This window comes from Marinococcus sp. LNHM5E3-2.1 (assembly GCF_056034365.1).
This window is the reverse complement of record NZ_JBQLIB010000005.1, coordinates 112804-132632: the sequence shown is the minus strand read 5'-3', so window position 1 is coordinate 132632 and position 19829 is coordinate 112804. Positions and strand designations below refer to the sequence as shown.

Sequence of the window (19829 nt, the reverse complement as noted above, 5' to 3'; positions counted from 1 at the left end):
CCTTCAACTGCCTGCCGGCAATTGCATTAAAAAAAACCGCTCAGTCTGTTTTAATGACTGAACGGTTTTTTTAATTGTTACAGCTCGACGGATTCGCCTGCTTTCAGCGCCTTTCCCTTCAACGGTGAAAGCGAGTCCACAAACTGCTGCGGATCCTGTTCTATAGGAGGGAACGTATTATAGTGAACAGGAACGGTGTAATCCGCGTTCACCCATTCCGCGGCGGTTTTGGCATCCCTTGGCCCCATCGTGAAGTTATCACCGATAGGAACGAACAAAAGGTCAATCTTGTTTCTTTCAGCGATGAGCTTAATATCAGAGAACAAGCCGGTATCACCCATGTGATATACTTTTTTGCCATCTGCTTCGAAGATAATTCCTCCTGGCATACCGGTATAAATTATCTTTTGCTCTTCTTCAAGGAAGTAGCCGGAACCGTGAAACGCCTGTGTGAACTGCACGTGACCGAAATCAAACGTATAACCGCCGCCAATGTGCATTGGGTGTGTTTCTACGCCCTGCCAGCCAAGGTACTGCGCCAGCTCAAACGGTGCCACAACAAGCGCGTTATTGCGTTTAGCGATATCCACGGTGTCGCCAACATGATCAAAGTGCCCGTGAGTCAGCAGAATAGCATCTGCTTTTACTTCGTCCGCATTTAAATCAGTTTGTGGGTTGTCTGTAATAAATGGATCAATCAGGATCGTTTTGCCGTTCGTCTCAATCTTTACTACTGAGTGACCATGATAAGATACTTTCATGTATATCCTCCTCCGCAATCAAAAACTGTTTCCGGGTAACTATACCTTTTACAGAGCTAACTTAAACTGCCTTCCATCTACCTGCGTTTATGAAGCACATCCACACCGCCGGTTACTTCAATTACAGAACCTGTAATCATATCTGCATCGTCATCCGTTAAAAACAAAATAGTTCTAGCAATATCACCGCCGGTTGCCGGCCTTCCTACAGGAATGGAGTCGTCGGTCACCTCTCTGCCTTCATGAATATCTGCTTCCTTAAAATCCCCGGTCACTACACCCGGGCATACCATATTTGCGGTAATGCCATGAGAAGCTTCTTCAATTGATATTGATTTTGTCAGCGAGACCAGGCCGCTTTTCGCTGCAGCGTAGGCTGAACGATAAATCCACCCCGGGGCTGTTGGGGCGTTTTGGAAACCATAGGTGACGAAACGGCCGAACTGCTGATGTCGCATAATCGGTATTGCCTTTCTTGCCAAATGAAAGGCAGCGCTTAAATTACCATCAATCATCCGGTGCCATTCTTCATCAGAGTAATCTGCCAGCTTTTTTTTCTCGAATATGTAGGGGCCGGCGTTATTCACGACAATATCGAGACGGCCAAAGGCTGCATAAGCCTCCTCCACCATCCGCTCAACATCCTGCTTGGACACCATATCTCCCTGAACAAACTGAACACGGCTGCTTTCTTCTTCCCACTGCTTTTTCATCCTGTAATAGGCTTCGTCTTTTTTTCGGTAAGTAATAGTCAATGTATATCCTTTTTCTTTTAAAGCTTCAGAAACTTTTCGGCCGAGGCCTTTGGTGCCTGCTGTAATTAACGCATGCCTCATCGTTATTCACCCGCCTTTATATCATCCATTAGTCATTTAATAGTGAAAATTATTTGAACATTTTTCACTTGTTTCTCCGGCACATCCTTTTACCTACACACAATCGTTTTAAATTAAAAAAATAGGGAAAAATATCTATAGGAAAGAGAAATCCTACGACAGAAGGGGAGGATGGCATTGAGTAGATACGAAGTTATTATTGTTGCCGTCGACGGCTCAGATGAATCCAGAACAGCGTTCAAAAAATCTGTTGAGATCGCACAGGAGCAGCAGGCGAAACTAATCATCTCTCATGTTATTGACACAAGAACATTCGCTACAATGGAACGGTATGACCGTACTATTATTGCACGAGCAGAAGAATATGGCAACGAACTGCTCGAGAACTACACAGCAGAAGCAAAAAATGCAGGAGTCCCTGACGTCGTCTCCTCGTTGGAGTTTGGTTCTCCAAAAACAAAGATCCCGCGTGAGCTGGCCAAAAACTATGAAGCAGATTTAATCATCACCGGGGCTACAGGCCTGAATGCTGTTGAACGGGTGTTTATCGGCAGCGTTTCTGAAGCCATTGCCCGCCACGCAAAATGTGACGTCTTAATTGTACGTAAATAAGAACCGGTAAAGTCCCCCGTATCCTTAAGGATGCGGGGCTTTCTATTGGTGTTGCAGGCGGCAGGCCCTTCCGCGCCCAAAAAAGCCCCGTCCGGAGGGTCACTCTGGACGGGGCAGAAGCAGTGCTTATTACGCTTGGTTTATTATTTTTTTGCCCTGTGCGATTGCAGCACGCACCTGTTCAAAGCCGGTGCCGCCTTCACTGTTTCTGCGGCTCACGACAGTTTCTGGCTTTAAAACATCATAAATGTCTTCTTCAAATGCTTCATTAGCTTCTTTAAATTCCTGCATGGAAAGATCCATAAGATACTTGTTGTTCTGAATGCAGTCGAGTACTAACTTGCCGACAATCTCATGGGCTTCCCGGAACGGAACTCCTTTAACAGCAAGATAATCCGCCAGTTCTGTCGCATTGGAAAAGTCTTTGCTGGTTGTTTCCGCCATTTGTTCCGTACGGACTTCCATCGTTTCCACCATTCCCGCAAAAATGTCCAGAGATCCTTCAAGCGTCCGCACGGTATCAAACAGTCCTTCTTTGTCCTCCTGCATATCTTTGTTATACGCAAGCGGCAGCCCCTTCAAAAGCGTATACAGACCCATCAGGTTACCGTATACTCTCCCGGTTTTCCCACGAATAAGCTCTGCCATGTCCGGATTTTTCTTCTGAGGCATAATACTGCTTCCTGTCGCAAAGGAATCATCGAGCTCAATAAACTGGAATTCCTGGCTTGACCAGAAAATCATTTCTTCGGCCAATCTTGATAAATGCATCATGACCGTAGAGGCCGCACTCATAAATTCCAGGGCAAAATCTCTGTCGCTTACTGCGTCCAGGCTGTTCTGGTAAATATCGTCAAAGCCGAGTTCTTCTGCAGTCTGCCTGCGGTCGATAGGGAACGTGGTACCGGCGAGGGCCCCCGCCCCAAGAGGAGAAATGTTCGTGCGTTTTAAGCTGTCCTCAAAGCGCCCGTAGTCCCGCTCAAGCATCCAGAAATAAGCCATCATGTGATGGCCGAAGGATATAGGCTGGGCCCGCTGCAAATGAGTGTAGCCGGGAATAATGGTCTCCACATGCTCCTCTGCCTGCAGGAGCAGTGCCTGCTGCAGAGCCCGGATGGAATTCATAACGGTGTATGTATGATTTCGCACATACAGATGAACATCTGTGGCCACCTGGTCGTTCCGGCTCCGTCCTGTATGGAGCTTGCCCCCTACCGGACCGATTTCATCAATTAAAAACTTCTCGATATTTAAGTGAATATCTTCATTTTGCACCGAATACTCCAGTTCTCCATTTTTTGCTTTGGTAAGCACCGCTTTCAAACCGCGGTGGATTTCGGAGGCTTCTTCTTCAGTGATAATTTCCTGATTTTTCAGCATATGTACGTGCGCAATACTTCCCTGGATGTCTTCTTCCACCAGTTTTTGGTCAAAAGGAATGGATGCCCCGAAGGCATCCACCCATTCTTCCGCTTGTTTTGTAAAGCGCCCGCCCCACAGTTTGGTCATACATTAACACCTTTCTTGTTAACTGCACTTTGTACTTTGGTAGGCAGACCCCACAGCTGAATGAATCCGACAGCTGCATTATGATCAAATTCGTCGTGTGTTGAGTAGGTAGCCAGATTTTCATTGTACAAGGAGTAGTCTGATTTTCTTCCTTCAATGATAGCATGGCCTTTAAATAATTTCACCCGTACAATACCTGTCACATTAGTCTGCGTTTCTTTCAAAAACGCTTCAAGAGCCGGCCGTACCTGGGAGAACCACAGTCCTTCATAAATCACTTCACTCAATTTTTTCTCAATAACCGGCTTAAAGTGTGCTACTTCTTTGGAAAGCGTCAGATCTTCAAGCTCTTTGTGCGCCTGAATCAGCGTCATAGCTGCCGGGCACTCGTAAATTTCTCTTGATTTAATTCCAACCATTCTGTTTTCCACGTGATCAATTCTGCCCACACCGTGCTTACCGGCAACGTCGTTCAACTCCAAAATCAAATCCTGCAGTTCATAGGCCTGGCCGTTAAGTGCCACCGGCTTGCCCTGCTTGAATTCAATTTCGACGATATCTGCTTCGTCCGGTGTTTTTTCGAGCGGGTTCGTCAGATCATACGCGCCTTCCGGCGGTGTAGCCCACGGGTCTTCAAGAACACCGCATTCGTTGCTTCTGCCCCAGAGGTTCTGGTCAACAGAATATGGATTATCGAGGTTTACCGGAACAGGAACATCATTTTCTTTCGCATAAGCAATTTCTTCATCTCTCGACCATCCCCACTCCCGGACCGGGGCGAGTACTTCGAGATCCGGATTAAGAGCCTGAATGCTTACTTCAAATCTTACCTGGTCGTTTCCTTTACCCGTGCAGCCATGCGCTACGGCATCAGCATTTGTCTGCTCAGCAATTTCCACAAGCTTCTTTGAAATCAACGGCCGTGACAACGCGGACACGAGCGGATATTTTTGTTCATACATCGTATGTGCCTGAAGGGCCGGAAGTACGAAATCCTCGGCAAATTCTTTCTTTGCATCTACCGTATATGACTGTACCGCCCCTACTTCCAGTGCTTTATTTTTTACAAATTCCAGATCTTTTCCTTCACCTACGTCAAGTCCTACTGCTACCACTTCGTACCCTTGACTGCTCAACCACTTGATTGCTACTGATGTGTCCAACCCGCCTGAATAAGCGAGCACTACTTTTTTGTCTGCCATTCTTATTTCCCTCCAGATTATAATTGAATATTCATACTTGATTAATTATTTTTATACATCGTTTTGAAAAAATTAAAAGGACCAGCGCCTTTGTTTATGATTACTGTATTCAACTTCTTTCATTACTTTAACAAGCCCGCAAAGAATTTGCAACCGGAAAATACAATTTTTTAGTATAAAAATTTATTTTTTTGATATTTTATGCGTTATCTGCCCAATATCATGCATTCCGGTGTATGTGCATGCACGAATCATAATCAGTGTTGAATGTTTCTGCTAAGCAGGCGGAGGCATACACAAATAAGCAGAGACGCCTGCACGGGCCTCTCTGCTGCATTTATTCCTAATGTTTTTCTGCCATTTCCATTAACCGCTGCTGCACATTACCGTAAACAGTATTAGAAGCGTAAAATCCATTTTCTCCTACCTCACCGGCATGTTCACTCATAAGTATTTCCATGCCTTCCTTTACAGTATCCACCGCCCAGATGTGGAAATCACCTGCTTCCACTGACCGCCTGATTTCGTTTCGAAGCATCAAATGCTTAATGTTCTGCGTCGGTATAATTACCCCCTGGGTTTTTGTGAGGCCCTGTTTCTTACATACATAATAAAAGCCTTCAATTTTTTCGTTCACTTCTCCAATCGCCTGCACATCACCAAACTGATTGACTGCCCCGGTTACAGCAATGTCCTGACGGAGCGGTACCTCTGCCAGAGAAGAAAGGAGCGCGTACAGTTCTGTGCTTGAAGCGCTGTCCCCGTCCACTAAATGATAGGATTGTTCGAAGGTGATGCTTGCCGCAAGCGGGAGAGGCCGGTCACTTGCAAATTCCGCCTGCAGATAGCTTGTCAGTGTATGAAGGCCCTTCGTATGAAAGGCTCCGGTAAGCTGCGATTCCCTGTCGATATTAACGATACCGCCGCTGCCGGCATATGTACGCGCCGTGACACGGGTCGGATAACCAAATGAATAATCTCCTGTGTGGGCTACCACGAGCGCATTAATTTGGCCAATTTTTTCTCCGTTCGTTGCAATATTGATTGTTTTGTCTTCAATCGCTTCATGAATGGCTGCTTCCGGCTGAGCCGAACGGTAATTCGTTTCTTTTAAGGCAGCGTGCACATGCTCTTGTTCAATTATGGCTGACTGTTCCTGCGCCGCCCAATAATTCGCTTCAATCAATAGAGATGTCACTTCGTGAAATTTAATGGAAAGCTTACGCTGGTGACCTGCTTCCCTGGTGCTGTAATCAACAAGCCTTGCGACTGCTTCCGATGTCAGAGGACGCAGCCGTTTGTTATCACAAAAGCAGGCCAGGAAAGTCGCGTACTGCCATATATTTTCTTTTGTCCGCTCCATGGTGGTAGTAAAATCCACCTTCACTTTAAAAAGCTTGCGGAAGGTTTCATCTTCTTTTTGCAGCTTCTGGTATAAAGCATTCGTACCGACAAGAAGCACTTTCGCCTGAAAAGGTACGGGCTCGGGCTCAAGGTAAGTACTGGCAAATATATCAGAGTCCTCATAAGGCGTCTCGAGCCGGATATAGCCCAGCCGCATGGCTCTTTTTAATGCTTTCCATGCAAATGGATGCGACATCAGTTCTGCGGCATGAAGGATTAAGAATCCGCCATTCGCCCGGTGAAGAGCGCCGCCTCTGATGTGGGAAAAGTCCACCGGTGAACCTCCATTACGGCCAATTTCGACCTTTCCAAACAGGTTGACGTATGTCGGATGGGACTCATAAATGACAGGCGCCCCCGAATTACCGCTGTTATTTACCAAAATATTAATTTCATACCGGCGGAACGAAAAGTTCGAGGCGGCCGGACGCCCTTCCTGGGTTTCTTTTGCCGGGAGGAATTCCTGCCAGTGCTGAATAACGTCCTTTTCCATGTCCGACAGAAAATTATGTAAGTCTTCATTGATATATTCATCTTTTAAAGTCGATATAAAGCCCTGAATGGATGCTTGAACCATCTGCTCGTCGGCTTCCCTGAGCTGGCGTCTTAAAATACGCTTCGCCACCTGCTGTTGTCTCAAAAAGTCGTTCACCTGTCTGGTAATCGCCTGAGACTCCTCCATGATGTAATCCTGCCGGCCTTTTGAAAGTTCATTATAGCTTTCGTCACTATGAGGGTCACCGTCTTCTTTAAGAGGCACCGCCACGATGTCTTCTTCTGTTTTTTCAAGAGCAAACCCCTTTGCCGCGGCTTCCTCTTCAAGCTTTTCCCAATGCTCATTAATCACTTTTTCATGCTTTTCTGCCATAGATACTTTTTTCCGCTCAAAGGACTTACTGCGAAGTGTCGCAGCAATCTCTTCCTGCAGGTCCTCAATCAATTCTTTAATATCTTTAGCAAATGGCTCAGCCATTCCAGCGGGGATGCTCACCACCCTCGGCCGCCGGGGATCCTCAAAAGAATATGTATAAATCCAGTCAGCCGGCACCTGCCTTTTTTCTGCTGCCTGCTTTGCTTTTCTTCGGGCATATGTCGTTTTCCCAAGCCCGCTTGCTCCGGTTAAAAACATATGATAATTTTCATCCTGAATCTCCAAACCCATCTCCATAGCTTTCACTGCACGCTCTTGTCCAATCATTCCCTGAGTTCTATCTGTTAATTCTTTCGTTGTGTGAAAGGAAAACATGCGCGGATCGCAGCGCTCCGCTAATGCTGAGACAGGAAGTTTGCAGCGCATTTCGGCTGTTTGCATAAATCTGTCCCCTTTCAAAGTACTGTTACTCCTTCTTTCCCATTATCCAGAGAATATATGCAGAAATATCATATATTCTGTAAAAAACTCCTGCTTCATCGAAACAGGAGTTGAGTCTGACTTATTGAATCTGGCCGAGCCGGACAGTGTCCCGGGCAATCATTACTTCTTCATCCGTAGGAACCACTGCGACAGCCACACGGGAGTCATCTGTCTGAATAAACGCCTCTCCCGAAGCCTCGCCGTTTTTCTCTTTATCAATTTGAATGCCCATAAATTCAAGGCCTTCCATTACTTTTTCACGGACCAGGGCGCTGTTTTCCCCTACACCGGCAGTGAATATAACTGCATCGACGCCGTTCATACTGGCCGCATAGGTACCAATATATTTATGCATCCGCGTCAAATATATATCAAGCGCTGTCTGGGCTCTTTCATTACCTTCCCCTGCCTGCTGAACGACATCGCGGAAATCACTGGATGCTCCGCTTACGCCAAGCAGGCCGCTCTTTTTATTTAAGGTGTCAATAACTTCTGCAGCTGTCTGACCGGTTTTTTCCATTAAATAAGGGATCAGGGCCGGATCAATGTTGCCGGATCGTGTGCCCATCATTACACCTGCAAGCGGGGTGAAGCCCATCGACGTATCGACAGAAGCGCCGTGATCCACCGCCGTGATGCTGGCACCGTTGCCGATATGGCAGGAGATGATTTTCAAGTCATTCTCCGGCCGATCCATTAACTCTGTCATCCGCTGACTGACATATTTATGGGAGGTTCCGTGAAAGCCGTATTTACGCACACCGTACTTTTCGTAGTATTCATAAGGGACACCGTATAAATACTTTTCTTTTGGGATAGACTGGTGAAATGCTGTGTCAAACACGGCTACAGATGGAACATCCGGGAGAATATCACGAAACGCTTTAATGCCGACAATGTTAGCTGGGTTATGAAGCGGAGCAAGCTCGCTTACATTTTCCAGTTCGCTGAGTACCTGGTCTGTAATCAATACAGAATCAGAGAATGCTTCGCCGCCGTGAACTACCCGGTGGCCCACTCCTTCAATGTCATTAACATCGGTAATGACATTGTACTTTGTTAACGAATCCAGCAGGGCTTTTACAGCCTCTTCATGGTTTTGCAGCGAAGGATATTCTGTTTTCTTTTCTCCCTGTACTTCTACGGTAATAAAAGGAGTCTCCAGACCGATCCGTTCCACGACCCCTTTAGTGATAATTGTTTCTTCAGGCATTTGCAGCAGTTGAAATTTCAGCGAGGAGCTCCCCGCATTAATAGCAATAATGGTAGACATTCGTTCTCCACTCCTAATAATTACTCTCTTTATTTATTGATAAACCCTTCTTGCACAAACCAGTCGTTGATCCGCTTCATCATATCCTGGAGCGCTTCCTGGCGGCTGAATGATGGCAGCTCTGCCAATAGCGCCTGCCCCGGCTGTTTTACATCAGGACTTTTCTTTTGGAGCATCCATATGCTTTTCGATGCTTCTTTGGCCTGAAACATCGTTTCCGGCAGCTGAAGAAGGCCGAGCGTATGCGCATGTCTTTTTACATATGCCTGAAGCTCCGCTGCTTTTTCATCCTCAAACAGGTTGTTTGGAATGAGAAGCACCATAAAACCACCCGGTTTCAGCCGGTTCATCATGCCCTCCACAAGCAGATGATGCACATAGGATTTTCCGTCCATGCTTCCGAGCTGGTACAATTCGGCAATTTGATTTTTCGGATAGTAGCCGACCGGAAGATCGCTCATGACCACATCCGGATCTGCCGCACCGAATTGTTCGATACTGTCCTGATGGAACAGCTGAACAGCATGCTCCTGCAGATTCGCCAGCGTATAGGCAATTTTAATTAACGTTTCGTCAACCTCAGAACCGTACGCCTCAATATTTTTTTCTGACAGCTGGTTTAATACGGCTGATAAAAGATTACCTGTTCCTACAGCCGGATCCGCAATAACAAATTCATTACGGCCATTCATCAGCTTGTCTACTAAATAACCCATAAAAATAGCAACAGCGTCCGGTGTAATAGCGTGATGCTGCTGCACGGACTGCTTCATTCCTTTAATCAGGGCGAGCTGAAACGCTTTGCGAATATCCTCCTGCTCCATCGCTTCAGGCATCTTTTCTTCCAGGCTTTGCTCCAAACGGTCTTTTTCTTCTGCAGATATGCGCTGCACCACCGCCCCCTGAAAGATATCCTCCCCGGCTTCGGCTATCGCTTCCAAATACGTTATACTCAGTTCCTGCTGTATCGTTTTCGTAAGGTCATCCAGCAATTCAAAAAGCTGTTCAACCGGTGTCGTTTCGTCCATGACACGCCCTCCTTCTGCAGCGTAATGCTTCACCACTCTCACTTTACAATACGCCAGTATAGCAGATGTGCTCTTTAAAGAGAAGTAATGAAAACGGAAAAAACCCGATTACTTTCCAGCCCTGCACACACAATAAATGACGCCTTTGCAGGCGCCATTTTCTTCATTAGTTTGTATTGTTGGCTGCGTTGATTGCCGCTTCATAATCAGGATGGTTCGTTCCTTCTGAAACAATTTCCTTATAGGAAACCTTTCCTTCGCTGTCTACGACGATCACTGAACGGGCAAGCAGTCTCATTTCATCCATTACCAGACCAAACTGTTTGCCAAAGTCCAGGTCTTTATGGTCGGAAAGTACATGGACATTTTCAATTCCTTCTGCTGCACACCAGCGCCGCTGTGCAAAAGGAAGATCGCAGCTGATAGTCCATACTTCCACATTTTCAAGCGAAGCAGCTTCTTCGTTGAATTTCCGTGTCTGCTGTGAGCAGACACCTGTATCAATAGATGGTACTACACTGATTAGCCTTACTTTTCCTGAGGCATCACTTAGTGATACCGGGCTCATATCATTTGCAAGTACAGTGAAATCGGGAGCGTATTCTCCGGATTCGACTTTGTCTCCCACGAGTGTCACGGGCTTTTCTTTAAACGTTACTGCTGTCATCTTACTCCTCCTTCACTTTTTGTTCCGGGCTTCATTTTCTTGTATGAATGACCCTCGTATCCGCAATCATATCATGAATACCAGCCTTTTGTGGTGTAAAGGCTACTACGATGTATGCCAGATTTGTAATAACCAGGCTGCGGTAGGCAAACCGTAGAACGATTTCCCTGAAAATGATATCGGACCATTTTAACTTTTCCCGGTTCACCCGGACTACTCTCAAACCGAAAATCATTTTACCAAGCGTCTGCCCATAAAGTTTTGTCATCAGTAAAAAATATCCGTAGGTTATCACTGCGTTAAAGACGGCATACAATGTGATGAATCCCCAGATTTCTCCTTGTCCCGTAAAATAGAAAGGAGAGAGAAGGAGCCCGTTCAAGGAAAAAAGTATAATCAGATCAGTAAGGTACGCCCAAAAGCGCATCCAAAACCCTGCGAATAGTTCTTCCTTCGCTTCATTTCTTTCATTGGCATTTTGCTTATCTGCTGAGCCGGACAAAGAACCAGCATTCTCGTTGCTTCCTTCCGGCACTGTTTGTTCCACTCTCTTAGGGTCTTCCGGATAGCCGCCATTTGTGGTCATCATTATCCCTCCTATCCTTCATACAAATACATTGGCCGCGGACTGTCGCTTCCGACTGACTTCAGCAGTTCCTGGAGTCCCAGCAGCTTCTCATCAGAAATGAACAATCCCTGGACGGAATTTTGCAGAAGCGACTGCCAGCTAAATCCCTCCGAAGTGTAGCGCTCTACAGTAGCGTCTCCGAGTTCAAGATCTTCTTCCATCATTGCAATAGTGTCATCTGAAGTCCCAAGCTCATCGATCAGTCCATTTTCTTCCGCCTGCTCACCCGTATAAATACGGCCATCAGCTAAATCCCTTGCCTCGTCTTCACTAAATCCTCTTCCATCTATTACAACCTGCAGAAAATCTTCATACATGTCGTCGACGATGCCCTGCATGATTTCCCGATCTTCTTCTGTCATTTCTTCCGTAGGAGAGCCCATGTCTTTAAACTCTCCGCTCGTTATGTTCACGCCTTCAATGCCCAGGTTTTCAGCCAGCTCGGAGTAGTTCAGGGAAGACATAATCACGCCTATCGAACCGGTAATAGTCGCTGAATGGGCAACTATTTTATCCGCTGGGGCTGCAAGGTAGTAGCCGCCGGAAGCAGCCGTATTACCCATCGAAACATATACAGGTTTATTTTCTTCCTCCTGTACTTCGACGACGGCGTCGTGGATTTCATCACTTTCAACCACCCCTCCCCCAGGGCTGTTTACATTAATAATAATACCGTCTACATCTGCGCTCGACCCGGCTTCTTCGAGATTACTCAGAAATTCATCATGGTTGTAGCCTTCCCCGGAGAAAGCACCGGAGCCGCCCGAGGATTGAATGGTGCCCTCTACATCAAGCATTGCTATCCGGCTGTCTGAAGAGCCCTCTTTCACTATGTCCTCCTGATTCTGCTGATTTTGCGCCTGGTTCGAAACTGTATTCCACAAGGAAAAAGCTGTCTGGGCGCCAAGCGAAACGATAAGAAGCACCGCTGCCGCTAATAAAGCAAACCACCTTTTTGCATTCATCATTATTCCTCCGCTTCAATATTAATTTTGATTCTGCTCTCCTCGGGCATGAACACGACTTCTTCCCCTACCACGGTCGCTTCCACCTCGGCTGTTAAAATCTCTTCCGGCTTTATTTGAAAAAGATCCTTCCTGAGCACCGTGAAGTCCGCTTTATACCCGGGAGCAATTCTCCCCAGATCGTGTTCACGGCTGATCGCTCTGGCACTGCCTCCAGTATACAGCTCCACGGCTTCAAAAGGAGTTAGTTTTTCTTCCGGCATATAGCCGTTGTGCATCTCCCCCGGGTTTTTCCGGGCGACAGCCGCATAAATTCCGGTTCTCGGGTCTACAGATTCAATAGGAGCGTCTGAGCTCCCCGCGCAGATGATTCCCTGATCGAGGAGTTTTTTCCAGGCGAAGGAATAACGAAGCCTTTCTCTGCCGAGACGCTCTTCGACCCACGGGAAATCCGAAAGCACAAACCGGGGCTGCAGATCGAGTGCTACCGGCAGAGCCTTCAGCCGTTCCACCAAATCTTCCCTCGCAATTTGGACGTGAATAATCCGGTCCCGCACCCCTTCTGGCACCGGCCAGGCCTCTAAAGCATCTATCACATATTCCAAAGCTAAATCGCCAATAGCGTGAACAGCCACCGGCATATTTTCTTTTCTGGCTTCTGCCACGAGCTTTTTCAGTTCTTCTCTCGAATGGATAGCAACACCCGCTGTTTCAGGGGCATCATTGTAGGGATGGCTGAGAAGGGCGGTACGTCCCCCCAGTGCTCCATCTGCAAATATTTTCATAGCGCCGAGTTCCAGACCTTCATCAAGAAGACCGTACGTATGACCCTGCTGTATAAAGTCCGGAAACACTTCATGATGCACGAGAAGATGCGCCCGAAATGAAGTGGCGGCCAAAATATTTCTGAATGTGTTCAATGTCCTCGTAAACCCGCCGTAGTAATTAAGATCTTCCGTATGTCCGCCAGTCAGTCCGCATTGATGCATATGACTCACCGCTTTTCCAAGTGCCTCCTGTAGATACTCCTCGGACACCTCTGGAATTTCATTTTTTACTAAGTCTGCGGCCTGGTCGAGCAAATAGCCTGTAGGCTCCCCATTCCTTGATTTAACAATGATGCCGCCCTCCGGGTCCGGAGTATCTTTATCGATACCTGCAGCATCGAGGGCGCGTGTGTTAACCAATGCGGCGTGTCGGCATATCCGTGTCAGCAGCAATGGATGAGCGGGCACTAAATCATCAAGCTCCTCCCGGTGGAAAATTTTCCGGTCCGGGAAATTGTTTTCGTTCCATCCTTCCCCAATGACCCATTCACCTGCGGGCACTTCTTTTGTTTTCTCTTTAATCAGTGCAGCCATTTCTTCTGCAGAGGTGCACTCTGACAGATCCAGCTGGATCATCGTTTCCCCCAGCCCGATCATATGTAAATGACTGTCTGTAAAACCAGGGTACATCGCGCTTCCGTTTAAATCCACCCGGCGGACAGCAGCATTTTGCAGTTCTTTTTCTATCTCTGCGAGCACTCCTGCTTTTTCAATCGTCCCCTCCGAGGTTAAAACTGCCTCGACCTTTTCTTTTTCTTTTTTCATCGTATAAATATTTCCGTTATACCAAAGTGTTTTCACAGCATTAACCGCCTCTCCTTTTTACGGACGACTTCCCGTTTTGTTTCAACTCTTCCGAAATTCCATTTTATACCACTTGCACAAATGAAAAAAGCTCTTTAGAGAAGGTCTTCAAACTCTTCATTTCCACTTTTTGCATTAGATACAGAAATCACTTTCGTTTCAGCTATCGCTTCTTTAAACAATTCCTCTTTATCCAGACGTTTTTCATATTTATAGACTAAACCAATTTTGGGTTTAGTGGCAGGACTGGCCGGTTGAAACACAGTACAGCAATCTTCATACGGTCGCACAGAAATATCATAGGTGCCTATACGCTTAGCGATGCTGATAATTTCTTCTTTGTCCATGGCAATCAGCGGCCGAAGCACCGGTACACTCGTGACTTCGTTGATAACGTTCATACTTTCAAGCGTCTGGGAAGCTACCTGTCCCAGGCTTTCGCCATTTACTACTGCCTTGGCGTCTTCCTTCTCCGCTATTTTGGTTACTATTTCAAGCATCGCTCTTCGTGTAATCGTCATCGTATGGTCATCGGGCACCCTGTTTCGGATAGCTTCCTGAACACGGGTAAATGGTACCACATGAAGATTGATACTCCCTCCAAACTGACTGAGAACCCGGGCGATATCTTCCACTTTTTGTTTCGCCCGCTCATTTGTATAAGGCGGGCTGTGAAAGTGAACTGCCTCGATCGTTACTCCACGCTTCATGGCTAAATATGCAGCGGCCGGACTGTCTATGCCTCCGGAAAGCATACTGACTACTTTTCCGCCAGTGCCTGTCGGCAGTCCCCCCGCCCCGTTAATACGTCCGCAGCTTACATAGGCCCCCTGCTCGCGAACATCAATTTCCACGGTTACTTCCGGATTTTTCACGTCCACCCCGACGCCTTCGGTATGATGGAGAATATAACTTCCGACGCTTGGAGCGAGCTTCGTGGAATGAATAGGAAAGTCTTTATTGGACCTTCTTGCTTCCACCTTAAATGTAGTTTTTCTATCTTTATATTCCGAAAACATTTGATAGGCCGTCTGCTGGATCTCCTCTTCCGATAAATCCGCTTTTCTCGCATAGCTGATGGAGGAAATTCCAAACACCGGCTTCACCGCTTCAATGACTTCTTCAGCAGGTTCCCCCAGCAGATTAATCGCAATACGTCCATAGGTGCGCCGTACTTCACAGTGAGGGAAATCCTTTACCGCGTGATCAATGTTTTCTCTTAACTGCCGTTCGAATTCTTTTCGGTTTTTTCCTTTTAAAGCAAGTTCACCAAAGCGAATTAATAAATATTCTTCTCTCATTGCTGTTCCTCCATAACCTTTTTTAACTGTGGCAGCACTTCTTCACAGATGCTGCATAAATGAGCGGCTTCCTCTTTCATTGTATCTGCAGAGAAACTTATCCTCACAGCACTTTCTGCAAGTTTCCGCTCTCCCGTAGCAGCTAAAACGACGGCAGATGGCTCCGAGTTTTTAGAAGCACATGCTGTTTTAGTGGAAATTGAAACTCCCCTCTCCGCGAGCGCTTCAACGAGTACTTCCGGTTTTATTCCGGGGAAGGAAATATTTAATATGAACGGAGACCCTCCGGAAAAAGGAGAGTTAATCACTCCACTGCTTTCCTGCAGCCGTGACGCGGTCCACAATTTGATTTCTTCAATTCTGCTGCTGTTTGCAGCATAGCTTTCTTTTGCCAGACGAAGTGCTTTGGCCATAGCTGCAGTACCTGCTGTATTCTCTGTTCCTGAACGGACCCCGCTTTCCTGACCGCCCCCGTGTATTAAAGGCTCAAGCACCGTTCTTGGATGCTTATACAACAGTCCCGCACCTTTCAATCCATGGAATTTATGAGCGGATACCGTAACAAAATCCAGGCCCGCTTTTTCAATATTTAATGGAATTTTGGCCGCACCCTGTACGTAATCCGTATGAAAATAAATATCAGTGCGGGAAGAGAGTATTTCTCCAATCGCCTCAACAGGCTGTATTGCACCGGTTTCACTGTTTGTATGACCGACCGTAACAAGGATAGTATCCGGCTCCAATGCCTTAGTCAAATCCTCTGTAACTATACGGCCGTCCCTGCCAACCGGCAGATATGTTACCCGATACCCTTTTTCTTCTAAGTGGACACAGGTTTCCATTACTGATGGATGTTCCACAGCCGTTGTTATAATATGATGACCAAGATTTTTTCTCGCCTCTGCGACTCCTTTTAATACCATATTATTTCCTTCCGTACCACCGCTCGTAAAAAAGCAGCGCTCCGGTTCCACGTTTAACTCCCGGGCGATCTGGCTTCTCGCAGATTCAAGCAGGCGTTCAGCTTCACCGCCCTTATGGTGAAATGAAGAAGGGTTGGCAAAATAACTTTCGGACGCTTTCCTGTATGCACTCAGCACTTCCTCGTATGGCTGGGTGGTCGCGCTGTTATCAAAATACATTTTCAAATTCCTCCCAGCATTCACTAATATCATAAAAAAGAAGCCTGAGTTCAGGCTTCTTAACTATTTGCTTGTCGATTATGCTTCTGTCAGCTGCATGTCAGACTCCTGCAGAACTTCTGTTACAAAACGGTCATCCATTTTCCGCACAGATGATGAAGCCACCTGCAGGGCATGCTCATACTGGCCTTTGCGAAAAGCACTTTCTGCTTCTTTCAGGCTTTGATCGAGTTCAGCCTCTTTGCTCCGGTATAAATTTCCTCGCTGGATGATACGTTCAGTCATCAACGCCTGCTCTTCCATACGCCGAAGCATTGTGGAAACAGTGCGCACACTCTCTTCTGCCTGAGCTACCGTTTCACGCACCTGCGACATTTCAAGTGGCGTTTCAGAAAGGGCCGCAGCGGCATGGGCAATTTTATCATCCGCTGATTCTTTTTCATTCAAAAGTATTGGCGGAAGCTTAGGCAGCCTTGTACGCTGCATTCTCATTTCTTCGATGCGGTTCTGGCGTTTCAGCTCTTCGAGCGTTTCCATTGCCTGTGTTTCATCTTTTCGGAGTACGCCGAGCTGGTTCTCTGCTTCCAGAATTCCCGACTCAACTTCTTCCTGTTTCTCAAGAATTTGCTTTAGTTCCATTTCAATATGCGTAAAGGAATGTTCTTTGTTTTCTTTTTGCTCCTGCAATTGTAATACGCTCTTTCTAATTCCATCAACCTGTCGTTTTGATGAAGCAATCAAATGGTCTGTTTCCGATGGAATCCGATAGTTGGCTTCGATAAATTCTTTTTCCACTAACAGCGTCTGCATCCTCGTGGATAACTGTTCTCTGCCTTCATGAACCTGAGGCAGCAGACGTTCGACCTCGGCACGGGCTTCCACTTCTTCTTCAAGAATGCGGTACACTTCTTCATTGTAGGCATCCATTTCAGTAAGGCGTTCTGCAACCCCGTCAAGGTCCAGATTTTCAATCCGCGTCTGCAGTTGTTCAGCTTCTGCTTCGTTTTCGTTCAGTCGTTGTTCAAATGCAAAAGCATCCATGGGGTATCCCTGCTCTTCCATTTCATACAGCCCGGCGCGCAGGGATTTCCATTCTTCCGGCAGACGCCGCCGTACTTTTGCAAGCATATCAGGGACGGCATAGAGCGATGCTTCTTCACGTTCCAAATCTTCATCGAGCTTCTCTCTGAGCTGTTTGGCTTCAGATTGATTCCCCTGCTCCACCGCTTCATAAAAAGCTTCAAAAGAAGACTGGAGGTCACGCATGTGCTGGTCAAAAAGCGGGGCTGTCTTGCCGAGCGTGTGCCAGTTCTGAGAAACAAACCGTTTTATATCTTCATATTTCTGTTCCGACTCTTCAATGCCGCGACGGTTTTCAGATTCATTATGTACCAGCTCTTCTATTTCCAGAAATATATTGCTGATCTCCTCTTCGATACTGGCGAGCTGCGTATCTACAGCAGCAGCGATTTCTGAAGCCTGACTAAACTTGTACTTGTCTGCTTTTTCTTCCGCATCATAAAGAGCCTTTTCAATATCAGGCAGATGCTTGCCCACAATTTCGTCCCAGTCCTTGCGCCATGATTCAAACTTTTCTTCTGTTTCTCCCGACATTGTCATGCCCTTGACCCGCGCAATCTCTTCAGCTACAGGCTGGTCCGCCATATTTGCCCTTGCATCCTCCAGGCGGTCTACTTCCCGGTAAATGCGTCTGCGTCCCCATGCTCCGTATATGACAAACGCGGCGATAATGATAACCAGAACTATAATTACAATTGTTGTCGCCAAATTCCTCACTCCAGTTTTCCCCGCTGTGCATCCTTGTTTTCAATAATTTACACGTTATGGGTTACTTATACTTATCTCATACTTTATGTGCACGAATGTACTCAAAATATTTTTTCAACTATGTTTGCTCTAACTTATGATAACATGTAAACGCAGTGATTGTTATATGACGATAAAGAAAATTTCGAGAAAATCCATTTTCCTTATTTCTTAATTTCGTCAACCGTATTTTAATAATATTTTCCACAAAACAAGGAGTTTATACCTATGACAATTACTCGTGACGGCCATATTCACTCCCCCTTCTGTCCGCATGGAAGCAGAGACTCGTTTCACGACTATATTGAGGCTTGTATCAAAAACGGAATAAAAACGATCAGTTTCACCGAGCACGCTCCTCTTCCTAAGGGTTTTACAGATCCTGTGCCGGATAAAGACAGTGCCATGCCGCTTGCGCAGCTCGATCAGTATCTCCATGATTTAAATGACCTTCAGTCAGAATACCATAGCGATATTTCCATTAAAAAAGGACTCGAAGTGGATTTTATTGAAGGATTTGAGAAAAATACAGAACAGTTTATGAACACGTACGGTCCTGAGCTCGAGGATTGCATTCTTTCCTCTCACTTCATTAAAATAAACAGTGAATATATATGTATAGATTTTTCACCTGATCACTTTGACCGCTACGTCCGTCTAAGCGGATCACCGCAAAAAGCGGCGGAATTGTACTATAGTGCCGTTCTCCGCTCTGCTCAGACTCACCTTGGAAAATACGCACCGAACAGGATCGGGCATATGACGCTTATTCGAAAGTTTCATAAAAATTACGAATATGATTTTCTTGATCAAAATGCTATTGAAGCTATTTTGCAGGAGGTTAAATCCAGAGGGTTTGAACTTGATGTGAACGGTGCCGGTACAATCAAAGAACGGTGCCTCGAGCCGTACCCGCATCCCTCGGTAATACAATCAGCATTAAAGATGGGGATACCGCTTGTATACGGCTCCGATGCCCACGCCTCTTCGGGACTGCTCGCAGGCAGTAACGATATTTCAGCTCTTGCAGGGGAGCAACTACGATAATGAAAGAGGGATCTTCATGTCTTTTCAACCAGTTTCTTATGACTCATCTTTAGAGAAAAGCTACCATACATTATGTCAGCAGGCGAAAGCATTATTTTCAGACGAAAACAGCCAAACCGCCAACTTGGCCAACGCCTCCGCTTTGCTTAATCAATTTTTGACCGACGTAAACTGGGTCGGCTTCTATATTTGGAACGATACAGAAAATGAACTGGTTCTCGGTCCATTTCAGGGGCTGCCTGCCTGTAACCGCATCACCCCTGGCAAAGGGGTCTGCGGTACGGCTTATGAGAAAAAGCAGACGGTTCGCGTGGAGGATGTGCACGCCTTTCCGGGCCATATCGCATGTGATGCTGCCAGCCAGTCAGAAATAGTTGTTCCATTGTTCACCCCTGAGGGGAAGGTGTACGGCGTGCTCGACATTGACAGCCCTGTACTGAACCGCTTTTCTGAACAGGAAGAGTCTTTCCTTCGTCAGTTTGCCGATGAAATTGAACACGGGCTGTTTTCAGCTAAAACGTAACCTTCTCCAGTTCGCTGTCCTGCCTGGCAAGCTTAAATTATGCTTGCCTGGCTTCTTTATTTCCTCCGGAAATTTTCCATTAATTTTATTTAAATCTTACCGGTCTAAACATATTGACT

The 19829-nt window shown here is 46.4% G+C and carries 17 protein-coding genes; 3 read left to right on the top strand and 14 right to left on the bottom strand.

Going from position 1 to position 19829, the window contains the following annotated elements:
* Positions 1-77 precede the first annotated feature (77 nt).
* Positions 78-761, bottom strand: a complete 684-nt coding sequence (locus ACTRXH_RS08330; protein WP_474261898.1) for a metal-dependent hydrolase — start codon at positions 759-761, stop codon at positions 78-80.
* Between the two features lie 77 nt (positions 762-838).
* Positions 839-1597, bottom strand: a complete 759-nt coding sequence (locus ACTRXH_RS08325; protein ID WP_474261897.1) for an SDR family oxidoreductase — start codon at positions 1595-1597, stop codon at positions 839-841.
* Between the two features lie 171 nt (positions 1598-1768).
* On the opposite strand from ACTRXH_RS08325, the gene ACTRXH_RS08320 reads away from it, so the two are divergent.
* On the top strand, positions 1769-2209 hold the full coding sequence (locus tag ACTRXH_RS08320; protein WP_091614868.1) for a universal stress protein: 441 nt from the start codon (positions 1769-1771) through the stop codon (positions 2207-2209).
* 129 nt (positions 2210-2338) lie between these two features.
* Here ACTRXH_RS08320 and argH read toward each other — a convergent pair whose 3' ends face one another.
* From argH to ACTRXH_RS08260, 12 genes are all read right to left on the bottom strand, one after another.
* Positions 2339-3718 (bottom strand): argininosuccinate lyase, encoded by a 1380-nt coding sequence (gene argH, locus ACTRXH_RS08315; RefSeq protein ID WP_474281633.1) that lies wholly within the window; start codon positions 3716-3718, stop codon positions 2339-2341.
* Positions 3715-4920 (bottom strand): argininosuccinate synthase, encoded by a 1206-nt coding sequence (locus tag ACTRXH_RS08310; RefSeq protein WP_322526553.1) that lies wholly within the window; start codon positions 4918-4920, stop codon positions 3715-3717. Before ACTRXH_RS08310 ends, argH begins: the two co-directional genes overlap by 4 nt.
* A gap of 343 nt (positions 4921-5263) precedes the next feature.
* Complete coding sequence (locus tag ACTRXH_RS08305) at positions 5264-7636, bottom strand: Lon protease family protein (RefSeq protein WP_474281631.1); 2373 nt, start codon at positions 7634-7636, stop codon at positions 5264-5266.
* 121 nt (positions 7637-7757) lie between these two features.
* A complete protein-coding gene (locus tag ACTRXH_RS08300; protein WP_474261894.1) occupies positions 7758-8951 on the bottom strand; it encodes an acetate/propionate family kinase in 1194 nt (397 codons plus the stop codon).
* Positions 8952-8980: 29 nt separating this feature from the next.
* On the bottom strand, positions 8981-9979 hold the full coding sequence (locus tag ACTRXH_RS08295; RefSeq protein WP_474281629.1) for a class I SAM-dependent methyltransferase: 999 nt from the start codon (positions 9977-9979) through the stop codon (positions 8981-8983).
* Between the two features lie 166 nt (positions 9980-10145).
* Positions 10146-10646: a thiol peroxidase gene (tpx, locus tag ACTRXH_RS08290; RefSeq protein WP_474281627.1), complete on the bottom strand. Its 501-nt coding sequence runs from the start codon at positions 10644-10646 to the stop codon at positions 10146-10148.
* A 31-nt stretch (positions 10647-10677) separates the two neighbouring features.
* A complete protein-coding gene (locus ACTRXH_RS08285) occupies positions 10678-11235 on the bottom strand; it encodes an RDD family protein (protein ID WP_474281625.1) in 558 nt (185 codons plus the stop codon).
* A gap of 8 nt (positions 11236-11243) precedes the next feature.
* Positions 11244-12239 carry a signal peptide peptidase SppA gene (gene sppA / locus ACTRXH_RS08280; protein ID WP_474281623.1) on the bottom strand — a complete coding sequence of 332 codons (996 nt, stop codon included), beginning with the start codon at positions 12237-12239 and terminating at the stop codon, positions 11244-11246.
* A gap of 2 nt (positions 12240-12241) precedes the next feature.
* Positions 12242-13867, bottom strand: coding sequence for an amidohydrolase (locus tag ACTRXH_RS08275; protein ID WP_474281621.1), 1626 nt, complete (start codon positions 13865-13867; stop codon positions 12242-12244).
* Positions 13868-13965: 98 nt separating this feature from the next.
* Positions 13966-15171, bottom strand: a complete 1206-nt coding sequence (thiI, locus tag ACTRXH_RS08270; protein WP_474281619.1) for a tRNA uracil 4-sulfurtransferase ThiI — start codon at positions 15169-15171, stop codon at positions 13966-13968.
* Positions 15168-16313 (bottom strand): cysteine desulfurase family protein, encoded by a 1146-nt coding sequence (locus ACTRXH_RS08265; protein WP_474281617.1) that lies wholly within the window; start codon positions 16311-16313, stop codon positions 15168-15170. The genes thiI and ACTRXH_RS08265 overlap by 4 nt, the downstream gene beginning before the upstream one ends.
* A 78-nt stretch (positions 16314-16391) precedes the next feature.
* Positions 16392-18101, bottom strand: a complete 1710-nt coding sequence (locus tag ACTRXH_RS08260; protein ID WP_474281615.1) for a septation ring formation regulator EzrA — start codon at positions 18099-18101, stop codon at positions 16392-16394.
* 267 nt (positions 18102-18368) lie between these two features.
* On the opposite strand from ACTRXH_RS08260, the gene hisJ reads away from it, so the two are divergent.
* On the top strand, positions 18369-19187 hold the full coding sequence (hisJ, locus tag ACTRXH_RS08255) for a histidinol-phosphatase HisJ (RefSeq protein ID WP_474261885.1): 819 nt from the start codon (positions 18369-18371) through the stop codon (positions 19185-19187).
* A gap of 16 nt (positions 19188-19203) precedes the next feature.
* On the top strand, positions 19204-19710 hold the full coding sequence (locus tag ACTRXH_RS08250) for a GAF domain-containing protein (RefSeq protein WP_474261884.1): 507 nt from the start codon (positions 19204-19206) through the stop codon (positions 19708-19710).
* The last annotated feature ends 119 nt before the right edge of the window (positions 19711-19829 follow it).

Bases quoted from the DNA above. Each gene is read 5' to 3' on its own strand.
- ACTRXH_RS08330 (WP_474261898.1), bottom strand. From the start codon at position 761: ATGAAAGTATCTTATCATGGTCACTCAGTAGTAAAGATTGAGACGAAC.
- ACTRXH_RS08325 (WP_474261897.1), bottom strand. From the start codon at position 1,597: ATGAGGCATGCGTTAATTACAGCAGGCACCAAAGGCCTCGGCCGAAAA.
- ACTRXH_RS08320 (WP_091614868.1), top strand. From the start codon at position 1,769: ATGGCATTGAGTAGATACGAAGTTATTATTGTTGCCGTCGACGGCTCA.
- argH (WP_474281633.1), bottom strand. From the start codon at position 3,718: ATGACCAAACTGTGGGGCGGGCGCTTTACAAAACAAGCGGAAGAATGG.
- ACTRXH_RS08310 (WP_322526553.1), bottom strand. From the start codon at position 4,920: ATGGCAGACAAAAAAGTAGTGCTCGCTTATTCAGGCGGGTTGGACACA.
- ACTRXH_RS08305 (WP_474281631.1), bottom strand. From the start codon at position 7,636: ATGCAAACAGCCGAAATGCGCTGCAAACTTCCTGTCTCAGCATTAGCG.
- ACTRXH_RS08300 (WP_474261894.1), bottom strand. From the start codon at position 8,951: ATGTCTACCATTATTGCTATTAATGCGGGGAGCTCCTCGCTGAAATTT.
- ACTRXH_RS08295 (WP_474281629.1), bottom strand. From the start codon at position 9,979: ATGGACGAAACGACACCGGTTGAACAGCTTTTTGAATTGCTGGATGAC.
- tpx (WP_474281627.1), bottom strand. From the start codon at position 10,646: ATGACAGCAGTAACGTTTAAAGAAAAGCCCGTGACACTCGTGGGAGAC.
- ACTRXH_RS08285 (WP_474281625.1), bottom strand. From the start codon at position 11,235: ATGATGACCACAAATGGCGGCTATCCGGAAGACCCTAAGAGAGTGGAA.
- sppA (WP_474281623.1), bottom strand. From the start codon at position 12,239: ATGAATGCAAAAAGGTGGTTTGCTTTATTAGCGGCAGCGGTGCTTCTT.
- thiI (WP_474281619.1), bottom strand. From the start codon at position 15,171: ATGAGAGAAGAATATTTATTAATTCGCTTTGGTGAACTTGCTTTAAAA.
- ACTRXH_RS08265 (WP_474281617.1), bottom strand. From the start codon at position 16,313: ATGTATTTTGATAACAGCGCGACCACCCAGCCATACGAGGAAGTGCTG.
- hisJ (WP_474261885.1), top strand. From the start codon at position 18,369: ATGACAATTACTCGTGACGGCCATATTCACTCCCCCTTCTGTCCGCAT.
- ACTRXH_RS08250 (WP_474261884.1), top strand. From the start codon at position 19,204: ATGTCTTTTCAACCAGTTTCTTATGACTCATCTTTAGAGAAAAGCTAC.